The sequence below is a fragment of the Alteromonas salexigens genome, assembly GCF_025628895.1.
Taxonomy (GTDB): domain Bacteria; phylum Pseudomonadota; class Gammaproteobacteria; order Enterobacterales; family Alteromonadaceae; genus Alteromonas; species Alteromonas salexigens.
In genome coordinates this window covers 78,567-95,434 of record NZ_JAOTJC010000016.1, presented here as the reverse complement: position 1 = coordinate 95,434, position 16,868 = coordinate 78,567, and the positions used below count along the sequence as shown (strand labels likewise).

At 47.9% G+C, this 16,868-nt stretch carries 17 protein-coding genes; 4 read left to right on the top strand and 13 right to left on the bottom strand.

Features of this window, described 5'->3' with window-relative positions; all coding sequences use genetic code 11:
* Positions 1–17 precede the first annotated feature (17 nt).
* A complete protein-coding gene (locus OCL06_RS16075) occupies positions 18–821 on the top strand; it encodes a polysaccharide pyruvyl transferase family protein (RefSeq protein ID WP_262996433.1) in 804 nt (267 codons plus the stop codon).
* Between the two features lie 213 nt (positions 822–1,034).
* On the opposite strand, the gene OCL06_RS16070 is transcribed toward OCL06_RS16075, so the two are convergent.
* The 11 genes from OCL06_RS16070 to OCL06_RS16020 form a co-directional block, all read right to left on the bottom strand.
* Positions 1,035–2,477 (bottom strand): lipopolysaccharide biosynthesis protein, encoded by a 1,443-nt coding sequence (locus OCL06_RS16070; protein WP_262996431.1) that lies wholly within the window; start codon positions 2,475–2,477, stop codon positions 1,035–1,037.
* A 36-nt stretch (positions 2,478–2,513) separates the two neighbouring features.
* The gene (locus OCL06_RS16065; RefSeq protein WP_262996429.1) at positions 2,514–4,556 is read right to left on the bottom strand and encodes a right-handed parallel beta-helix repeat-containing protein; all 2,043 of its coding nucleotides are present in this window, start codon (positions 4,554–4,556) and stop codon (positions 2,514–2,516) included.
* 249 nt (positions 4,557–4,805) lie between these two features.
* A complete protein-coding gene (locus OCL06_RS16060) occupies positions 4,806–5,315 on the bottom strand; it encodes a hypothetical protein (protein ID WP_262996427.1) in 510 nt (169 codons plus the stop codon).
* A complete protein-coding gene (trhA, locus tag OCL06_RS16055) occupies positions 5,312–5,947 on the bottom strand; it encodes a PAQR family membrane homeostasis protein TrhA (RefSeq protein ID WP_262996425.1) in 636 nt (211 codons plus the stop codon). Before trhA ends, OCL06_RS16060 begins: the two co-directional genes overlap by 4 nt.
* A gap of 652 nt (positions 5,948–6,599) precedes the next feature.
* Positions 6,600–7,880, bottom strand: coding sequence for a hypothetical protein (locus tag OCL06_RS16050; protein WP_262996423.1), 1,281 nt, complete (start codon positions 7,878–7,880; stop codon positions 6,600–6,602).
* Positions 7,881–8,246: 366 nt separating this feature from the next.
* Positions 8,247–9,407: a PIN domain-containing protein gene (locus OCL06_RS16045; RefSeq protein WP_262996421.1), complete on the bottom strand. Its 1,161-nt coding sequence runs from the start codon at positions 9,405–9,407 to the stop codon at positions 8,247–8,249.
* Between the two features lie 264 nt (positions 9,408–9,671).
* Positions 9,672–10,325 carry an SNIPE associated domain-containing protein gene (locus OCL06_RS16040; protein ID WP_262996419.1) on the bottom strand — a complete coding sequence of 218 codons (654 nt, stop codon included), beginning with the start codon at positions 10,323–10,325 and terminating at the stop codon, positions 9,672–9,674.
* A 33-nt stretch (positions 10,326–10,358) separates the two neighbouring features.
* Positions 10,359–10,631: a hypothetical protein gene (locus tag OCL06_RS16035; protein WP_262996417.1), complete on the bottom strand. Its 273-nt coding sequence runs from the start codon at positions 10,629–10,631 to the stop codon at positions 10,359–10,361.
* A gap of 111 nt (positions 10,632–10,742) precedes the next feature.
* Entirely contained in the window at positions 10,743–11,369 is a 627-nt protein-coding gene (locus OCL06_RS16030) for an NUDIX hydrolase (protein ID WP_262996415.1), read from the bottom strand.
* An 88-nt stretch (positions 11,370–11,457) separates the two neighbouring features.
* The gene (locus OCL06_RS16025; RefSeq protein ID WP_262996413.1) at positions 11,458–12,267 is read right to left on the bottom strand and encodes a DUF6884 domain-containing protein; all 810 of its coding nucleotides are present in this window, start codon (positions 12,265–12,267) and stop codon (positions 11,458–11,460) included.
* 409 nt (positions 12,268–12,676) lie between these two features.
* Entirely contained in the window at positions 12,677–12,832 is a 156-nt protein-coding gene (locus OCL06_RS16020) for a hypothetical protein (protein WP_262996411.1), read from the bottom strand.
* Between the two features lie 504 nt (positions 12,833–13,336).
* Here OCL06_RS16020 and OCL06_RS16015 point away from each other — a divergent pair.
* A complete protein-coding gene (locus OCL06_RS16015) occupies positions 13,337–13,747 on the top strand; it encodes a DNA methyltransferase family protein (RefSeq protein ID WP_262996409.1) in 411 nt (136 codons plus the stop codon).
* A 45-nt stretch (positions 13,748–13,792) separates the two neighbouring features.
* Here OCL06_RS16015 and OCL06_RS16010 read toward each other — a convergent pair whose 3' ends face one another.
* Both OCL06_RS16010 and OCL06_RS16005 read right to left on the bottom strand, forming a co-directional pair.
* The gene (locus OCL06_RS16010; protein ID WP_262996407.1) at positions 13,793–14,194 is read right to left on the bottom strand and encodes a hypothetical protein; all 402 of its coding nucleotides are present in this window, start codon (positions 14,192–14,194) and stop codon (positions 13,793–13,795) included.
* Positions 14,195–14,380: 186 nt separating this feature from the next.
* The gene (locus OCL06_RS16005; protein ID WP_262996405.1) at positions 14,381–14,830 is read right to left on the bottom strand and encodes a DUF4262 domain-containing protein; all 450 of its coding nucleotides are present in this window, start codon (positions 14,828–14,830) and stop codon (positions 14,381–14,383) included.
* A 343-nt stretch (positions 14,831–15,173) separates the two neighbouring features.
* Between OCL06_RS16005 and OCL06_RS16235 the strand changes: the two genes are divergently transcribed.
* A complete protein-coding gene (locus OCL06_RS16235) occupies positions 15,174–15,422 on the top strand; it encodes a helix-turn-helix transcriptional regulator (protein ID WP_373318506.1) in 249 nt (82 codons plus the stop codon).
* Positions 15,412–16,623, top strand: a complete 1,212-nt coding sequence (locus tag OCL06_RS16000) for a type II toxin-antitoxin system HipA family toxin (RefSeq protein WP_262996403.1) — start codon at positions 15,412–15,414, stop codon at positions 16,621–16,623. Before OCL06_RS16235 ends, OCL06_RS16000 begins: the two co-directional genes overlap by 11 nt.
* Positions 16,624–16,868 lie beyond the last annotated feature (245 nt).

Genomic DNA, 16,868 nt, shown 5'->3' with positions numbered 1-16,868 from the left:
GTAAGAGGAAAACAGCAGTGCTATACGAATGGGCAAAGCGCCAACTTAAACGGGAACATAAACGCCGTATTTACTGGTGGGAGCCGAAACAGGATAAACCCAATGTAGGCGATCATGTGGCGTTTGATATTGTCAGCCGGGTACTCGCCCAGCATGGTAAAGAGATTGGCGACAAGCTGTGTGCCAGTAACAAGCTGGTGAGTGTGGGCTCGGTCCTGCATTTTGCGAATACCGGCGATACCATCTGGGGAACCGGCGTAAATAAAAAAGTGGATGACAGTAAACACCGCTTTTCGGCGCTGGATGTGAGGGCGGTGCGCGGGCCTAAAACTCAGGCGTATCTGCAGGCGCGAGGTATTGAAGTGCCCGACGTATTCGGCGACCCTGCCATCCTGTTACCGTTTTTCTACCCCAGCCAGCTGCTCATCAACGATGAGCCCCGCAAGCCGTACATTGTGATCAATCACATGAATGATGACATGGCTCAGTACCGCGACCATCAGGCGCAGCTTGTCACCCCCATGCAATACCCCGGTTCGTTTATCGCGGCAATCGTAAACAGCGAGTTTGTAATATCCAGTAGCCTGCACGGGGTGATAATTGCAGAAGCGTATGGCGTTCCCGCGGTGTTTCTGGATTCTAACAGCGGCGAGTCGATGTTTAAGTACGAAGATTACTTTGCCGGTACCCACCGTAACCGGGTGCCCCGAGTGACTTCTATTGAAGAAGGGCTGAGCGTGGCCCGGGATACACCACCGGACCTCTCTGCACAGGCCGAGCAGCTTTACCGTGCTTTTCCCACAGATTTATGGGGCGTGTAGCGTCCCTGACCCTCACTTCATTCAAGTGAGTTACACGCTGGACGGTTGATCAGAGTAATCCCCCCGGTTTGCACAAAAACTCGGCGCAGCGTGTTTTCACTGACACTGACTGCACCGCGCGTTGTTTTATTTACCTGATAAGCCCCATTCACGCCGATGAAAGCGTTGCCCCTGTTTGGACGGGTGATAGGGGGCGTTAATGTCTAACCGGGGTTATTTAGCCGGTTTATAACGTAAGTCATTGAGCACCGCAAACGTCTTGGTACGGAAAAACGTCAGTAATAACACACTGTAAATGAGTGCACCTGATGCCACTAACGCCACAAGTTCTGCGAACAGGTTCTGTAAGCCAAATACATCGGCGCGCTCGCAATAGAGCACCACCGCAAACATGGTCAGCCCGGCTACAGAAAACATCCAGGTATTGCGGACGGCCTGACGCAGAGAAATGCCAATATGATGTTCTACTACCTTAAACTTCAGAATAAGTGTGACATAGTTCGCAATCACCAGCCCCAGGATGGTGGCGGTCAGCCCCCAGTAAACCAGCGCCAGCGGAAACGCAAAATTCACAATTAAATTAATCACATTCAGAGTGAACGCCTTTTCAGGTTTGCCCTGTGAGATCAGCAGATTCGGCAGGTAATACGCCATTACCTGTGTAGGCGCAATGAGTGAAAGCAGGGTGAGCAGATCTGCCGACTGCGCCCATTTCTCACCAAATACCAGCGTAATAAAGGGGGGGGCGACAGCGCCCACACCAAAGTACACCGGGATCACGAATAACGCCGTCAGGCTGGTAATGCGTGAAAAAGCCAGGCTCAGGCGCTGTTTGTCTACCCTGGACAACCCGGCCAGTGCAATGCGGTTAAGCGGCTGGAATGTCAGATTGTTAATTACCGAAAACCCCTGCCGGGCCACCGAGGCATATGCGAAGGTGGCAGCACCCAGGAAAAATGCGATCACCATGTTGGTGGCTTTGCTGGAAAAAAAGTTAATAAATGCGGTGGCAATCAGAGGCTTCGCAAACACAATGATTTCTGACAGCCCTTCCCGGTCGCGTACCCAGACCGGCCGGAACGAAGACCGTACCCAGGTCAGCAGAGTGGACACCACCGCCTGGACAATTTTGCCATAGATGATCGCCCAGGCGCCGAACCCCTGCAGCGCCGTGATAATAGATACCGCACCGCCGGCTAACACACCGGCCATATCGTAGGCGGCGAGAGCTTTATTATGAAAGTCGCGCTCAAGCCGCGCCTTATGAACCAGCCGGAAGCCGTTGGCGATGGGGATCACGGCCAGTGCGGCAATAAGTTGTGCGGCCAGCTCAGAATAACTAAACCAGGCAATGGGCACCGCAACGGTAAAAATGAATACCGCAATGGCGAGGGAGACCCCCATCAGTACCCAGAAGGATAAACTGGCAAACTTATCATCCCAGGTCTGCCGCTGTATCAGGTTTTGACTGATGCCAACCGTGACAAACAGATTGCAGAACTCTACCACCATCAGGCAGATTGCCACCAACCCGAACTCCTCTACGCCAAGGATGCGCGCCATAATGGCGTAGACCACGAAGTTGATTAGCTGGGCGAAGCCATTCGCTGACAGGTTAAAAAATGCACCTGTAATTGACTTCTTTTTTAGTGACATACTGTTTCCCTGTTGGTGATATTTCGCAGATGCTAACTAGCGTGGCTGCGCCGGCTTAAGTCCGTATAATAAGGTTTCTCCGTCGGCTGACACCTGTGTGAAACCTTGAATATAGTGTAACGCGTTGGCCGGCAACCAGGCGCGCTCTGATTGTTCGGCCAGCTGCATTGCCCGTTGCTGATCTACGGTAATGCTACCGCCTTTATCCTGCGAGATATTGTCGGTAACTTTAGCCTCACCCAGTGCAAGGTTATAGAACAGATTATGGCTGAACTCAGAGCCAGGATACGCCTGCGGATCGTAAACATTGTAACCTACCATATTGCTGTCTTTTTCGGTGATCACAATATTATTTTGGGCGTTAACCCAGAAGGTATCATCGTCTTTGAACCGGGAGGCGGTAATGCCGTTTCTGGCCACGGTAATAAAGTTATGGAACAGGTTCACCTTGCCCATCGGCCCGGCGACCAGCCCGCCAAGTTTAATCGCCGCCCATTGTTTGCCATTCTCATCGCCCAGGTCATGAATATAATTGTTAAAGATAAAGCTGGGACCTACTCTGGCCGGGATGGCACTGATCCCGGTGTAGGTATGGGAAATATCATTGTTATATACCAGCACGTTGTGCTGACCGCCGTCTATTTCCAGCGCATCGTCGTTGGCGTAGGCAAGGGTGTTATTGTAAATAGCAGAGTGGCGGACGAACCCGCCCAGGGCAGCGCCATTTTTGCGTCCTTCAATAATGTCGTTGAAGCGGTGACCCGGTTCGCCGACAAAGCGGTTATTCCGCAAAATAATCTGCCCCTTATATTCCGGGTCAGGATGATTCCCATACGCCAGAAACGCATTGGCCCCTTTCGGGTGGCCATGCTCCCAGGTATTCGCGGATGGCGTGGGCTGGTGGACATAGCAGTTTTCTACGGTGATCACGCCGGACTGCTTAAAATACAATGCTGAGTCGTAATTAATCGGTTGCGCATCTTCAAGTTCATACGCCCTACCATTCTTCATAATGTTTGGCTGGCGGCCCCAGTCAGCAATATCGCAGCCGTTGAACCAGATGTGGTGCGCATTCTCAGCATAAACACCATGAACGCGGGCGCCCCGGGTAGTCACATTCTCAAAATAGATATAACTGTTATCGCCAATATTGATCGCGTAGCGGTCTTCCTGAGAAACGGTGATTGGGGTGTCTGGGTCGCCGACAATTTTTGCCCACGCGCCAGGCTTACCCTGAATACCTAGCGCTTCTATATCCAGCGTGCCGCCCTGGTAAAAATCGCTGAGGCGATGAATATTGTCAGGATCGACAGGGGGCGTATCTGGCCGGGTAGTGACGGTATGGCTGAGTTCAGCGGTTTCTGCGCCGCTGTTTTGCAGCTCAATTTGAATGTGGTAGCGGGTATTCGGCTGTAAATGTACGATGGGGCCGGTCAGAACCTGTTGTACAGGTTCCCATTCCAGCGCTCTGGCCTGACGCCACTCCTGCTCATCCTGCGCACGGTATTTTACATTCGCAACGGTGTCGGGGGCTTGCCCATGAACAGTTAATGCCACCGATTCAATGAGTGGGGTACTCGACACGATATCGGGCACATCAGAGGCCTCACTCACGGTCATGCCCGCAACATTGGCATAGCGACGCAGGGCGGCCTGGTCGTAACGGTCGTCTCCTTGCAACTCTCGCAATAAGGCATAACGGTCTAAAGGAAAGAGTGCAAAGGCGGCCAGCACCGCCCATTTTGTTTGTTTACTATCCTGCTTCGCTACTGAACCGACTGCACGGACCAGCGACTGCCCGTTATGCATGTTCAGCAACACCGTGGCAGCGGTATCCCGCCGGTTGTCAGGCAAGGGCGCAAATAAATGCTTAAAGGTATGCGACCTGGCCAGCTTTTGTATGTGAGCCAATATTTGTTGGTGGTTCGGAGTACGCTGTTTTTCAAGGCCGTCAAGCACCTGCATGCCCGGCTGTTGGGCAAACTGCTTTTGCCCTGCATTTGCCTTTTGCGCAAGTGCTGGTGTACCGCAGACTAACGCTGTCACAAGTAATGCTTGCCAGATAATCTTTCGCATCATTGACCCCCGCTTCAAAAATTTTTGCAATTGGTCAGTCGGCACCTGGCGGTAAGCCGTGGCCCGATCAAAGCAAGGTGCTATGCAACAATGCTGCCAGCCCGGGTAGCAGGCGGAGCTCGGATTAGCAGCCAACGCGTAGTAGGGGCAGAAGAGACAGTTAACAATAAGGCGCCGCTGGCTGCGTGGCGGAAATAAGTAATGAACGCGAGGAGTAACCTGTTGCGTTGTGCTACTTACGCAGCACTCAGGTTAGGCTTGGGGTGCTCCAGCGCCTATCTTTGCCGCCCAGTGCAGTGTGGCGCGCGGGACTGTGTGGATAGACAGCGCCGGCAGGCTGTGTAACAGCGGGTAGGCACTGGAAGAAGGCATCCGGCAGTAATGGCATAGCGCATACAGCAGCACGGTGCAGCGTTCTAACGATGCATCACACTGAAAATACAGAGAATGCCCTTCAACCAGCAACTGCTTGAGCTCGGCCAGATATTGTTCCAGATAGCTGCTATCCAGCTCGCCAGAGGCGGGGCCCTGACCTTCGCCGAGGGGCATCCAGGCCCAGGTTATGTCTGCGGCTTCTGTGGCATCACGATATTTTAGGGCGTCTTCCTCGCGTTCCCGCAGCATAACGACATGGGAAACACCCAGCTCAGGAAGTGTAGCTATTAAGTGACGGTCCAGCGGCAAGCCAAGTGCTATGCGGCCGGACAGCAGTGAAAGCGTGTTGTCGTGTATAGTTGAGATATCAGTGTCTGTTTCGGTCATACCACGTAGTAATAGATAGAAAAGTAATGACAGCTACAGCCGCCGAGAACAAATAAATGCCAGATGGCGTGAGTATATTTCTTTTTCTTGGCCACGTAAAAAAAGACACCCACACTGAAAAACACACCGCCAGCCACCAGCAACCACAACCCTGCACCGGGAAGCGCCAGATACAGCGGGTAGATAACCCCCAGCGCAATCCAGCCCATCAAGAGATAAGTCATAACCGAAATACGGGGAAACCGGTGCTGGGCAATTAATTTGAAAGCCACCCCACCAATAGCCAGCAACCAAATAACGGCGGTCATGGTAATTCCCAGCCAGCCGCCTATGGCGACCAGCAGTAACGGCGTGTAAGTACCGGCAATAAGAAGATAAATGGCACTGTGATCAAAGAGTTTTAACCAGCCCTTCAAATGCTGGTGGGAGATGGAATGATAAAGTGTAGAACTCAGAAACATCAGGATCAGCGTTGAACCATATACCGCCGCGGCGGCTATCGCTATGGGTTGCTCTGCGCGTAACAACAGCAGTACCAGCCCGGCAATAGCGGCCAGCAATCCCAGCCCGTGGCTGATGCTGTTCAGCCACTCTTCTACTACATCGTACACATGGTGTGTGGTTTCGCTCATGCTATTTATCCGCTTTCCGTTCAGCCTTAAGTGTAGATTTTCAGCTTACAGATGTACACTGAAACCGGGTTGGGGGGATCATTTTTTGTTTGCTGGGTTGTTAGGTTTAGGTTCACTGAGGTTTCACCCAAACCGTCACCACCACCAACCCGTCACCACCACCAACCCGTCACCCTCGCGAAGGCGAGGGCCTCCTTCGTACCAGACGAAGCCCGTTAATTGCATCCGCCACCCCGGCGCCAGCAATAACTACCGTCATCCCGGCGAAGGCCGGGACCTCATCAACTGTCATTGTTCACGCGAAAAGAGTAATTTTTGATATTGCGGTTAAACGATGGCGGTTGCGGCCTTCGCCGCAATGACGCGCTTCTTCGAGCGAGTTAATTTTGTCAAAGTCAACTATCACTTACCGTCACCACCGCGACGGCGGTGGTCTGCTTAAGACAAACAGCAGACGTTCAACGATGTAATTTTCTCCTTCTGACTTTAGTCTTTATCGGTCATCGACGAAGCTCCTTTTGGGTCGCCAGCAATGGTATTCAGTATGGCTGAAAATCGCTCGTAACAGCTATTGGCCGGCCTATTGTTGTACATTTAAATGTGCTTCGATTCATTATTCTATGTTGCCAGTGTAAATATGAGACTGAACTGCTCAATTTTTGTAATATTGTTCACGCAGAGCATTAAAGTGGTTTAACACATCCTCGACACTATCATTATTTTTCCTTCGATTGATCGGCACATCTCGCGGTGTTTTTTCTCCTTTCATTTTTGATGAGAAAGTTTTTTCTGACTCCAAGGCCTGCCCAGAATGATAGCTATCCATATTGTTGGCAGAACCTACCTCACCCTTAATTACGCGTTCAACATAAGCCTTATTTCTATCTGCTAGCATCCTTTGATTAAACTTACCTTGAATATAATCATTCAATGTCTCCCAGTCTGTACCAAAATATTTGGTTGGATTAAGAGGCACTTTGCCCCCCATCTTTTTTTGTTTCTTTAATATGCTTGCATAGACTTCTTCATCAAACTGAATTCTCTTGCCTTGGGTAAGTAGAATTTCAACCATCACAGACGTAAAACGATTAATACTTATTTCAATCTCATCTGAAATAAGTATCTCCTGCACTTCAGCGGGCTTTTTTCGGATCGATTCTTCGCCCTTTGAGCGCAAGAGATTGGGATTGTTAGTTTTAGCCATAACATCACGAGCGATGGTCGCCCATGATACCCCATAATAGCGGGTCGGATTTTCTGGAATATTTACCGTATTCGCTCTGGAAATTTCTTTTACTCGATCTTCAGTGATCACTGCTTCTTCTTTGATGGTGTCTGACAAGTAAGCAATATAGTCCGCATAGATAATATTCACACTCCCATCTTCGTCATCATTCTCTTCGTCCTTGATGACATTTGGCGCACCAAAAAGGTAATCAATCAAGACTTCCTCAATCGTGCGCCCCGATCGACACTTTAAAGATAATACAGGCGAATCAATCTGACTAATATGCACAACACCAAATCCTATTGCTTTTAGCAACTCGAAATACAGAAAACTTTGATTATTTAAATACCCATCCAAAAATGAGTCACCAGCATTCCTGATATTTTCAATGGCAGCATCATCCAGTAAGAGTTTTTTATAACGCTCCAGATACTTTGATTTAAGCCAATAATGACGTTCTAAATAATCAAGATGGGGAGTATCTGATGCCATCAAATTGCATTCAGAGCAAGCCCTTACCAACGTTCTACAAATGTGTTTATGCTCTTCTGGTATGGCGCAATTTAGTGCAGGTACATGATCCCACTGTAAGCCCAGTCCGACTCTCGCTTCTCGGCCACAATAATGACAGAAAGTATCATCCTTGCCTTCCGACATAGGATAGATTTTTTTATAACCAACATTGTTAATAGTCCTATGACTCATGCGCTTACCTATTCATTGTGGGAATATTGTCCCGATAAATATCACTAGTGGAAACGTCCGTTTCTCTCTCTGAGAATAATCATCAATTATGCCCACCACCTTTTAACTGGTTATAGCGTGATACGACTCGATGAGTACATCATACAATTAACGCTATTGGATAAGTATTATTTAGAACCTATAGAATAATGGCTGATTCATTTGGTTTCTCAGGACTGTATATCGCTCATTTCTGTCGTTTAGCATTACACATTTCTACGACTGCTTCACGTACGTTGCCGTCCTACAGTTATTAGTGACAGGCACCAATAGACTAGTAGTAGAAATTTTCCGTAAGGTCTTGAAATTATTAAGATATACGATTGCCTACTCATTTTTTTTGTGCTTGCCGCGCATATCTAAAGATACAGAGGGCAAATTTTCAATTAGTTTGGTTTTCTTACCGTGCTCTATTTCCACATAGCCCATTGTATCTAATCTCACAAGATTTTCTCTGACACCAGACCTGTTCCAATTAATAGCGTCAGCTATTATTCTTTCACCCGGCAGCTGATCTCCTTTCTTAAAGTTTGTGGAAATATATTCTGACAAATCATAAAAGGAAGGCGAGCGCTGTACAGCTTCATAAAAGACAGGTTCGCTCTGTATAAGCTTTATTTCTTCAATCACGTCTTCACTGACATTTTCAGATAAATAATTGGTCGCGTTATGAAGAAAGCTTTCAGTACGATAAATTTGTATTTCTTGACCCGTTTCATCATGAAACTCTTTGAACAATTCGGGTCGTGCGGATAGTGTTCTTCCTGCTGATTTTAACCACCAATCGTCTTTAGTATCTTCGGTTATCAGAATGACAGAAGTTTTATGTTCTTTTGCATAAGCAATGATTTGCTTCCACATAATTAGATCACCGTACCGACGCTGCTGACCAACCAAGTTTTTCTCATTATCGTTCTTTTGGGCATCTTCATATCCGGGTGGAATTTTACTTTGATACCGAGCTTTACCTTCGTCAAAAAGCTTATTCAATTCTCCACTAGGAAAGGGGTGACCGACTCTTTGGCCAAATATCTCAGTTATTTTACTTTGTATCTCGTCATCATTCAGTCGTTGTAAATGTGATTTTTTGGAATTTTCGAGATGCGCGTTCAGCTTTTCAAATAAACCTTCAACCTCACCCAATAAATTCGGAGGTAAGAAAGGATGACGGTTTTTCTGGTTGAATGAATTATATAAATCATTGATATCATTCAATGTCGCATCGTAGTTTTTAGATTGTTCGTTAATTACTGAGGGGCGGTTCTGAAAGTATTCCTGAGCAGCTTGGTGGGGTAACCAGACACGTAAATTATGATTATTTAGTAGATTAAGAAAAGCATCACGCGCATCGTCGGAATATCGATAAAGGTCGAGCAGAACATTTGCGTCGGGAATAATCTTGCCGTCCCGCCATATATCTTTAACGGCGTCATCGTTGGCTCGATAATAGCCTTTGAACAACATTTTTAAATCAGCGTTATCTTCCATAATAATTCCTAATAAACACTTTTTATTCTGCCCTAATAATCACAGGGAGGAGGTGTACGATATCACACCCTATACTGATATTGAGTAAATCTGTTTAGTGTACGTTTTCTTTGATGTCTGCTTTACGTACGAAGGCGACCCCCGCCTTCGTGAGGGTAACGGGCTGGTGATGGCACATAGCGGGCTGTCAGATTTGGTTAAGCTCTACAATGAAAAGTGTCAGATAGAGTTGTGGCTAATCCAGATTAAGTCACATCATTGTAACTAATCAGCGTCATCCAAGTCCTGTAAATACCTAAGCTTGGCTTTGATCGCACTCGTTTTAAATGAACTTGGAGTTCTGCTGTAACGAGGAAAAAAACTTCTCGCCCAATCCTTATAATCGTCGCAAGCTGACTGGCCGCCCCGCATTTGTTGGCGAATGACTTCAAATTCGGCGTTAAAGGCTTTCAACAGTAATAGCCGGTAATCGTCTACCAGCTTCTGGCCATCTGCCCGGCTGCCAAACCACTCGAACACTGCATCAGATTCTGTCGTCCTATCGGCTTTAATGCACTCGTATTGTTTTTCTCGACACGCAATGACGTTTTCTTTCAGCGTTTCGCTGTGATCGAAACGGAACGTCGGCGGTGTCAGCCCCACTTCGATTCGCCGCACTTGTTTAGCGTACTCATTTGAGCGAGCCTTAACCTTTTCCATCATTATCCGGCCAGCCTTAATTTTCTCAGTGACCTGAGCAAACTGCATTTTCAGACTTTCCTCCAGGCTCTCGACGGTAGCGTTTTCCAGCATGGCGTTCCGCTCTGTGATGTATTTCTTGAGGAGGATATATTCGCGCCGTATGTAAATGCCATATGCCAGCAGGCCGATGGTGATAAACACAATGGCGATACCAATATAGGCTTCGGTGTTATTCATAATGCTGAGTCCTTAGCAAAGTGATGGTGTAGGTTAGCTGTGCTGCTTTGGGAGTGAAACTACATTCCCGGCTGCGTCAAACTCGATACGGCTGACATCGAATCCTTGGTCTATGAGGTGATTGAGGAGTGAACAGGCGAGGGCTTCTGCGTTGTTGACCCCTTTAATTTGCCGTTCTTTGTCGCTGACAGCCTGTTGGACAGGTCGTCCCCCTAAACTGAACAGCGTTGCCCATTGTGTTTGGGTGGCCCCGGCCTTTTTACGTGCCTGGCAATACAGTTCGAAATTCCTTTTCTTGGCGTCCATTTTATAAATCTCTCCACATTGGGGTGTATTTTGTTATTATTGCGGCGTCAACCAATTTGCCTCGCGGCTGGTTGGCAGCGCAGCGTGTGTAGGAGCCGCTGCGCACCTTTCTTATTCTTTTTCCTCTCGATTATCACTTCGCTGACCAGCCTTGTCCAATTTGTCTAGCTTTCTGCTGTTATCTGCCACGAGGCGGTTATGCAGTGAGGTCCTGGCCGGCATCAGCACCGGTCTGTTGTCCTGGTATCCGTAACTGACCACCCGGCCCCCCGGGGCCAGAAAAAAATCAGCCTGCGTCAGCATTAATGCTTTTCTGTGCTCTTCCTGTAATGGGATAAAGGGGGGGGTAAAATCGTTATCGCCAGTCAGGTAATCTACAAATGTGCCGGCTAACGGGATAAGCCGTGTGATATTCAGTGGACGTTGTTGGTACCAGTGACACATGGCCTCTGCCGGCGTGTGCTGCTTTTCATACTGCTGCATGATAAATGCACTATCTACTTCCTGCGGCTGTAGCCCAATGATCGCGGTGCTCACGGCACGCTCATATGCCGGGTAAGCGGCTTCGTACCGCACTTCCACGGCGCCCAGTGGCTGATCATCTATCAAATCAAACACACGAACGTGTAAGCCATTACCACCACGTTCAATGGTGACCTCGCCGAAACCTGCCACAGAAATTGTGGCGTTGTTCTCATCTGCAGGAAGGACCCAGCTATGGGGTTTATCCAGATTCATAATTTCCTCGCGTATCTATGGGCAGTAGGAGATGCCCGTATGTTCAACCTTTGAACATGCGCCACCGGGCTGGCGCACATTCCTCACTTCAAGCCGCTTCTGCCATCATCTGGCGGATATCTGACAAATAACATTCAATTTCGCTGTTAGACTCGGTAAAACGTACCGTCTTGGCGACCTGTCTGATTATCGCTTTCTCCGCTTCATCCAATCCAAACCATATGGCACTGGAGGACCAGGCCTCACCGTACTGATCAAAGACTTTACCGCCGCTTCTCAAGTGCTCAACGCGCACCACACGCCTGACGCTGGCGTACACTGCGTCATCGTCCTTGGGATTGCCGCTTACCCACGGACGAAACCTGTCGCCAACCTGCACCTTTACTCTGGCTTGTAGCGGCTCTTTAGAGTCGGTTTGATCGAAGAAGCACCAAACTGGCAGGGCATTCTCTTTCAGCCGGTCAAGGTGAGACTTGAGGAAGCCACGCTGTGCGCCAATTCCGCTCCCTTCATCTGGCAGATGTACGGGCGGTGCATATTTGGCTTCGCTAAGCAGGTTGGTCAGGGCTTGACGGTATAACTTGGGCAAACAGGCAATGATTTCGGTAGGCTGAGTGCTTGCCAGCAGTTGGTTAAACGCTTGCTGGTGGGACGGCGCATACGACTCTAACGCTTTGCGTGTTAACTTCTGCTCATAAGGCGCGATGACAGTATCGGCCATGACCAGCCCGTATTTGGCTGACAGAAAAGCAAGGTTATAGTCGATGCCGCGGCGTGTTGAAGAGGCCAGCACTACAGAGCGGTATCCGGTCCCCTGATAGAGGTCGATGGCTTTGCATGGCGAAGACTGCTTCGCCGCTGTGCACGGGATGATGATAAGCGGAATGTGGGCGTTCATGTTACCTCGCGTGATTAGGGCAGTAGGAGTTGCCACAATTAAATATACATCTATTAGGTGTTTAATGTAGTGTAATTATATTAATTACATTGTCAACTGTGCGAGAGATAAAAATTAGCAGATTAGAGTGGATTGTTGTCGTGTAGGTCAGTAAGAAAGTGTCATACTGAAATGAAATAAGCTCCGAAGTGGAGCTTATTCTTAGTAATAAAATAGCAAACTGATATGGGATTATTGCTGATGTCTATCTTTTACTTTCAGTGCTTTTGACTTGTTTCTCTGCCGTTTTGTGACCTGAAACGTGCCAAAGGAGTACAACTAGGAGAACAACGAAAGGTAGAGCCATGAATAAGCCACCTAAGTTAAACCCTAGTATCTCGTAGTCAGACAAATTCATTGTTGTTGTTTCCTACCTATCATCAATTGATTTTGATAAAGATGACTTATTAGGGTTATCCCATCCCGATTTATCTTTCTTCTTTTTGCGAGCGAAAATTCCTAAGAACCACATAAACAGAATAATCGGCGCGGCTATTAAAAGAATAACTATTAAAACATCAGACATATTCCTTCCTACTTTGACAACTTTACTTTCATAGCTTTGTAACTCTATTTAAACAGAAAGTATTTCGCGCTTGAGATTGGTGACTGCACTTTTATCTAGTGATTCCCGAGTATCAAAATTCGCGATCGTGTTTACTACCTATTGTTATTGTCGAAATCTGATACTGGTTCGATAAACTGAACCCTTTCAAAATACGGTTTCAATAAACTAGGACATGTTACTATCAACGGCTTGATATAGTCGCTACATCTCTTATATTTCTCGCCCTGTAACGCTGTTTTAGCAATCTCATATGGAATTGCTGCTCGAAGGGGGACATAAGCAGTCTCAGCAAGTGCTTTACCTACGCCCAACGGGACTCCAATTCGGCCATCTAATGCACACACCATCAATCCTTTATCGATCAGCCCTCCTATTTGATTAACGCTAACAGCGTTTTCTCCATGATTGCTCTTACTCTCTTCATTGCAGGCTATCAGCACGAAGGGTGTGCTGGTGGAATATATGCCACAAAACGCCAGCAGACTGCGAGAAAAAGCAATCGCGCCAGTCATAGAAGGGGACTTCCTTACCCTGGATGCCGAGGCACTGGGGGGCACCTTTGATAAAATTATCGCCAATCCGCCGTTTACCAAAAATCAGGACATCGACCACCTGGGCCACATGACGTCGCTACTGAGCGAAGCGGGACGGGTGTGTTGTATCACCTCTACACACTGGCAGCACGCAAACACCGCGAAATGTCAGGCGTTCCGTGAATGGTTAAATTTGGTCGGCGCATCTGTGAAGGATATACCTGCAGGCACATTTGCTGAGTCCGGCACCAACATAGCCACGGCCCGGATTGTGATCGATAAGGCAAACATTCGCGTGAGCTGGTTGTCGTTCCTTTCCACCTATCGGCAAGCTGCCTAAATGAGAAAGGCCGGTTATCCGGCCTTTTTTGTCCCTGCAGCGTACTCAGCATTTATATTTATAACCACTTGTCTCTTCCGAATTCCAGACAAAATAATTGCTGGGGGAGGGCTGCTGGCGCCGGTTACTCCCTGGCTTCGTACACGCATACACCTCTTCAGTCTCACCCGACTCGATGTATTCTGTCGCCGCTTTCTTCGTCCCGTCCGGATAGCTGAAACACACTTTCACACCAATTTTCACATCGCATCGATTGTAAAAAACCACAGTAGGATCCCGGGCAGGGTCTCCATACGTGTTCGTCCCCAAACACCTGTCCCGCATTTCCGTACGCTGATGAACTGCACATTCATCAATGGACATAGTCTGAGCATGCGCAGTGGCGGTAAGCAATATGGCAGAGGCAGATATAATGGTGGAGCAGATTTGAGTGAAGGGCGTCTTCATACGTTCTCCTTAACAGTTAGAGTTACTTCCGTTTGGTTGATTTTTGTACAAATATAGATCGTGTTCGTTATTTGTCAAATCTCCCGGAGGGGGTCATAGGGAATACGGGTCGGTGCGTAAAGGGCTTGCTAACTTTGAAAGATGGGGGGAGACACCGCACTGGTGCACGGTGCCTCGGAAGTGTTATTAGTGAGCAGGTGGACGACACAACAGGGGCTGCGTGAATTTCGTATCGTACCCCTGTTCCCAGGGGTACTTCCCATTACTGTCAGGCAGTACCAATTGCAGGTAGCGCACTTCAATGGGCGTATCAGTTTGCGTGAGGTAAAATTCAGCGCCGGCACTGATATACTCCGCGGTAAGTTCATCTGAGCAAGGCAACAGCCACACGTCGAAGCCCTTAATAACCTTATCGGTTTTCTGGCCTGAGATGGTGCCATCACGCAAACCCTGACAGGCATCGTTAATCAGGGTAGTGCACAGCTCAGGTTGTAGCGGCGTGGTCAGGATGATGTCTTCGCGTCCTGCCAGCGCCTCACCCACTGAGTAAGTTTGACCACCCATCACTGTAATGACCGACCGGCCGCGTTTGTCGATATCGACTTTGATACGATCCATAATTTTTTGTTTGCTCATTTTATGTGATGCTCCATACGTCTCGTTTGGTGTAATTGTATTATATACATGATGCGACCATTGTAAATATTTTAATTACATTGGTGGTCATTGAAGATGAGGGCCGCCGAACATGTTTTTTAATTATAACGGGGCACTATGCCAGTGTGTGTCAGCACGGCCATAAGCACTGATTCATTAATGTGAGCAAGCAGTCGTGATAAAAACAGTCGCTCAAAGGATAAATAATTGTTTCTACACGTTGAATGAGAACACATATTCAGCGTTAAAACGTACCTATATGTGTACAAAAATAAGTTTGAATGGTATATGTACTCATATAGTTACAATTTGAGGTCAATTTGTGAGCAGGGAATCAATAGGAAATCAGCTAAAGTCTGAACGCAAACGTCGAGGTATGAGCCAGAACGAGGTTGCCATTACACTCAAGACAGCTCGACCCAGGATCTCACAAATCGAGAACGGAAGATATCAGGGGTCATTGCAGCTATTGGAGCGCTATTTAATTCTCATGGGGTTAGAGCTAACGGCGACGCCCACTAATAGTCGGCCTACGTTAGACGAACTTGGCTCAGTATACGATGACGATTAAATCCGTACTCGCAGGACTGCCCGAGGAGGTTCGCCGGTTACAGGTTCACATTGGCGGAGCACCGGCCGGTGTATTGGACCGGAGGGCACGATTTGTATTTAATTACACCCAGGAAGGTCGGGATGTGTCGTTGACCATGCCATATAGGCCCGAGCCATATACCCACGGTGTGCTACACCCGATATTTACGCAGAACCTGCCTGAGGGCTACCTGCGTCGGTATATTTCAGAAAAGCTCATCCGGTATGCCAACGTAGATGATATGTATTTGCTGGCGTTGATGGGTGATAAGGGGATCGGCCATCTATCCTATGATGCGGGTATTTCGTTGCCAGAGCCCGATCCCATCGCCCTTAATGACATATTGCACTGGTCTGGTAAAGAGAGTCTATTCCCCCAATTGCTTGAACGGTATTATCTCAATGGTATGGCATCCGGCGTGCAGCCTAAAGTGGTAGTGTCGCGCTCTACTATCTTACAGAAAGACGTTATCGTTAAAACGTTTGAGGACGAGTTTCCCCTGCTTACTGTAAACGAGTTCGTATGTATGAAATGCGCTGAATACTGTGGCCTGGATACGCCTCAAGTGTGGCTATCGGACGATTTACAACATTACCTTGTAGAACGCTTCGACATCGATGAAATGGGTTATAAACTCGGTATTGAAGACTTTGCCACACTGATGGGACGCCCTGGCGAACAGAAGTACAGAGGCTCCTATGAGAATGTACTAAAAGCTGTCCTAATTAACACTAAGTCGCCGGAAGAGGTAGACAAGGTGTTCGAGTTGGTGGCCTTTAACTGCCTGATAGGGAACGGTGACGCGCATCTCAAGAACTTCTCACTGCAATATGAAAGTGATCACACTGGAATACGACTCAGTCCAGTTTACGATGTTACCCATACGCTCATTTACCCAACCATCGACAATGCTATGGCGCTGAAAATGCGAAAAAGTAAAGCATTCCCAACGCGCCGGGATTTAATCGAGTTTGCTTATAGTGCGGGAGTGACGCGTTCTTCAGCTGCCGATATGGTCGACAGCATGGCACAGGGTATTATGGAATGCCTTGCCTCTCTGGATGAAGTGAAAGCTATGGGCGGTCTTCGCGAATCGATAGAAAAACATCTTAGCAAAGTGATGGTAAAGCAACCTTTAAAGAGTGCATACCGGCATGACAAAAAGAAAAAATTTGATTAGCCGGCAGGAGTGGAGAAATTATAGTTAGGTTCCTGCTGCTTTTCAGTAGTGGCTGCGCCGTTAATACGGGGTGATTTGGCGATAACAAACGGTAACGCAACTGCAGGATGAAGTTGCTGCTATAACGAAGCTGGATGGGCTAGGCCGATGTGCCCCGAAATTTAAGATTAGTCACTAGGAAGTAAGAGCCTGGTACGCTGGATCTAAATTGCTGAAACTATGTGGTGCAATAGTCAGTCTTGATA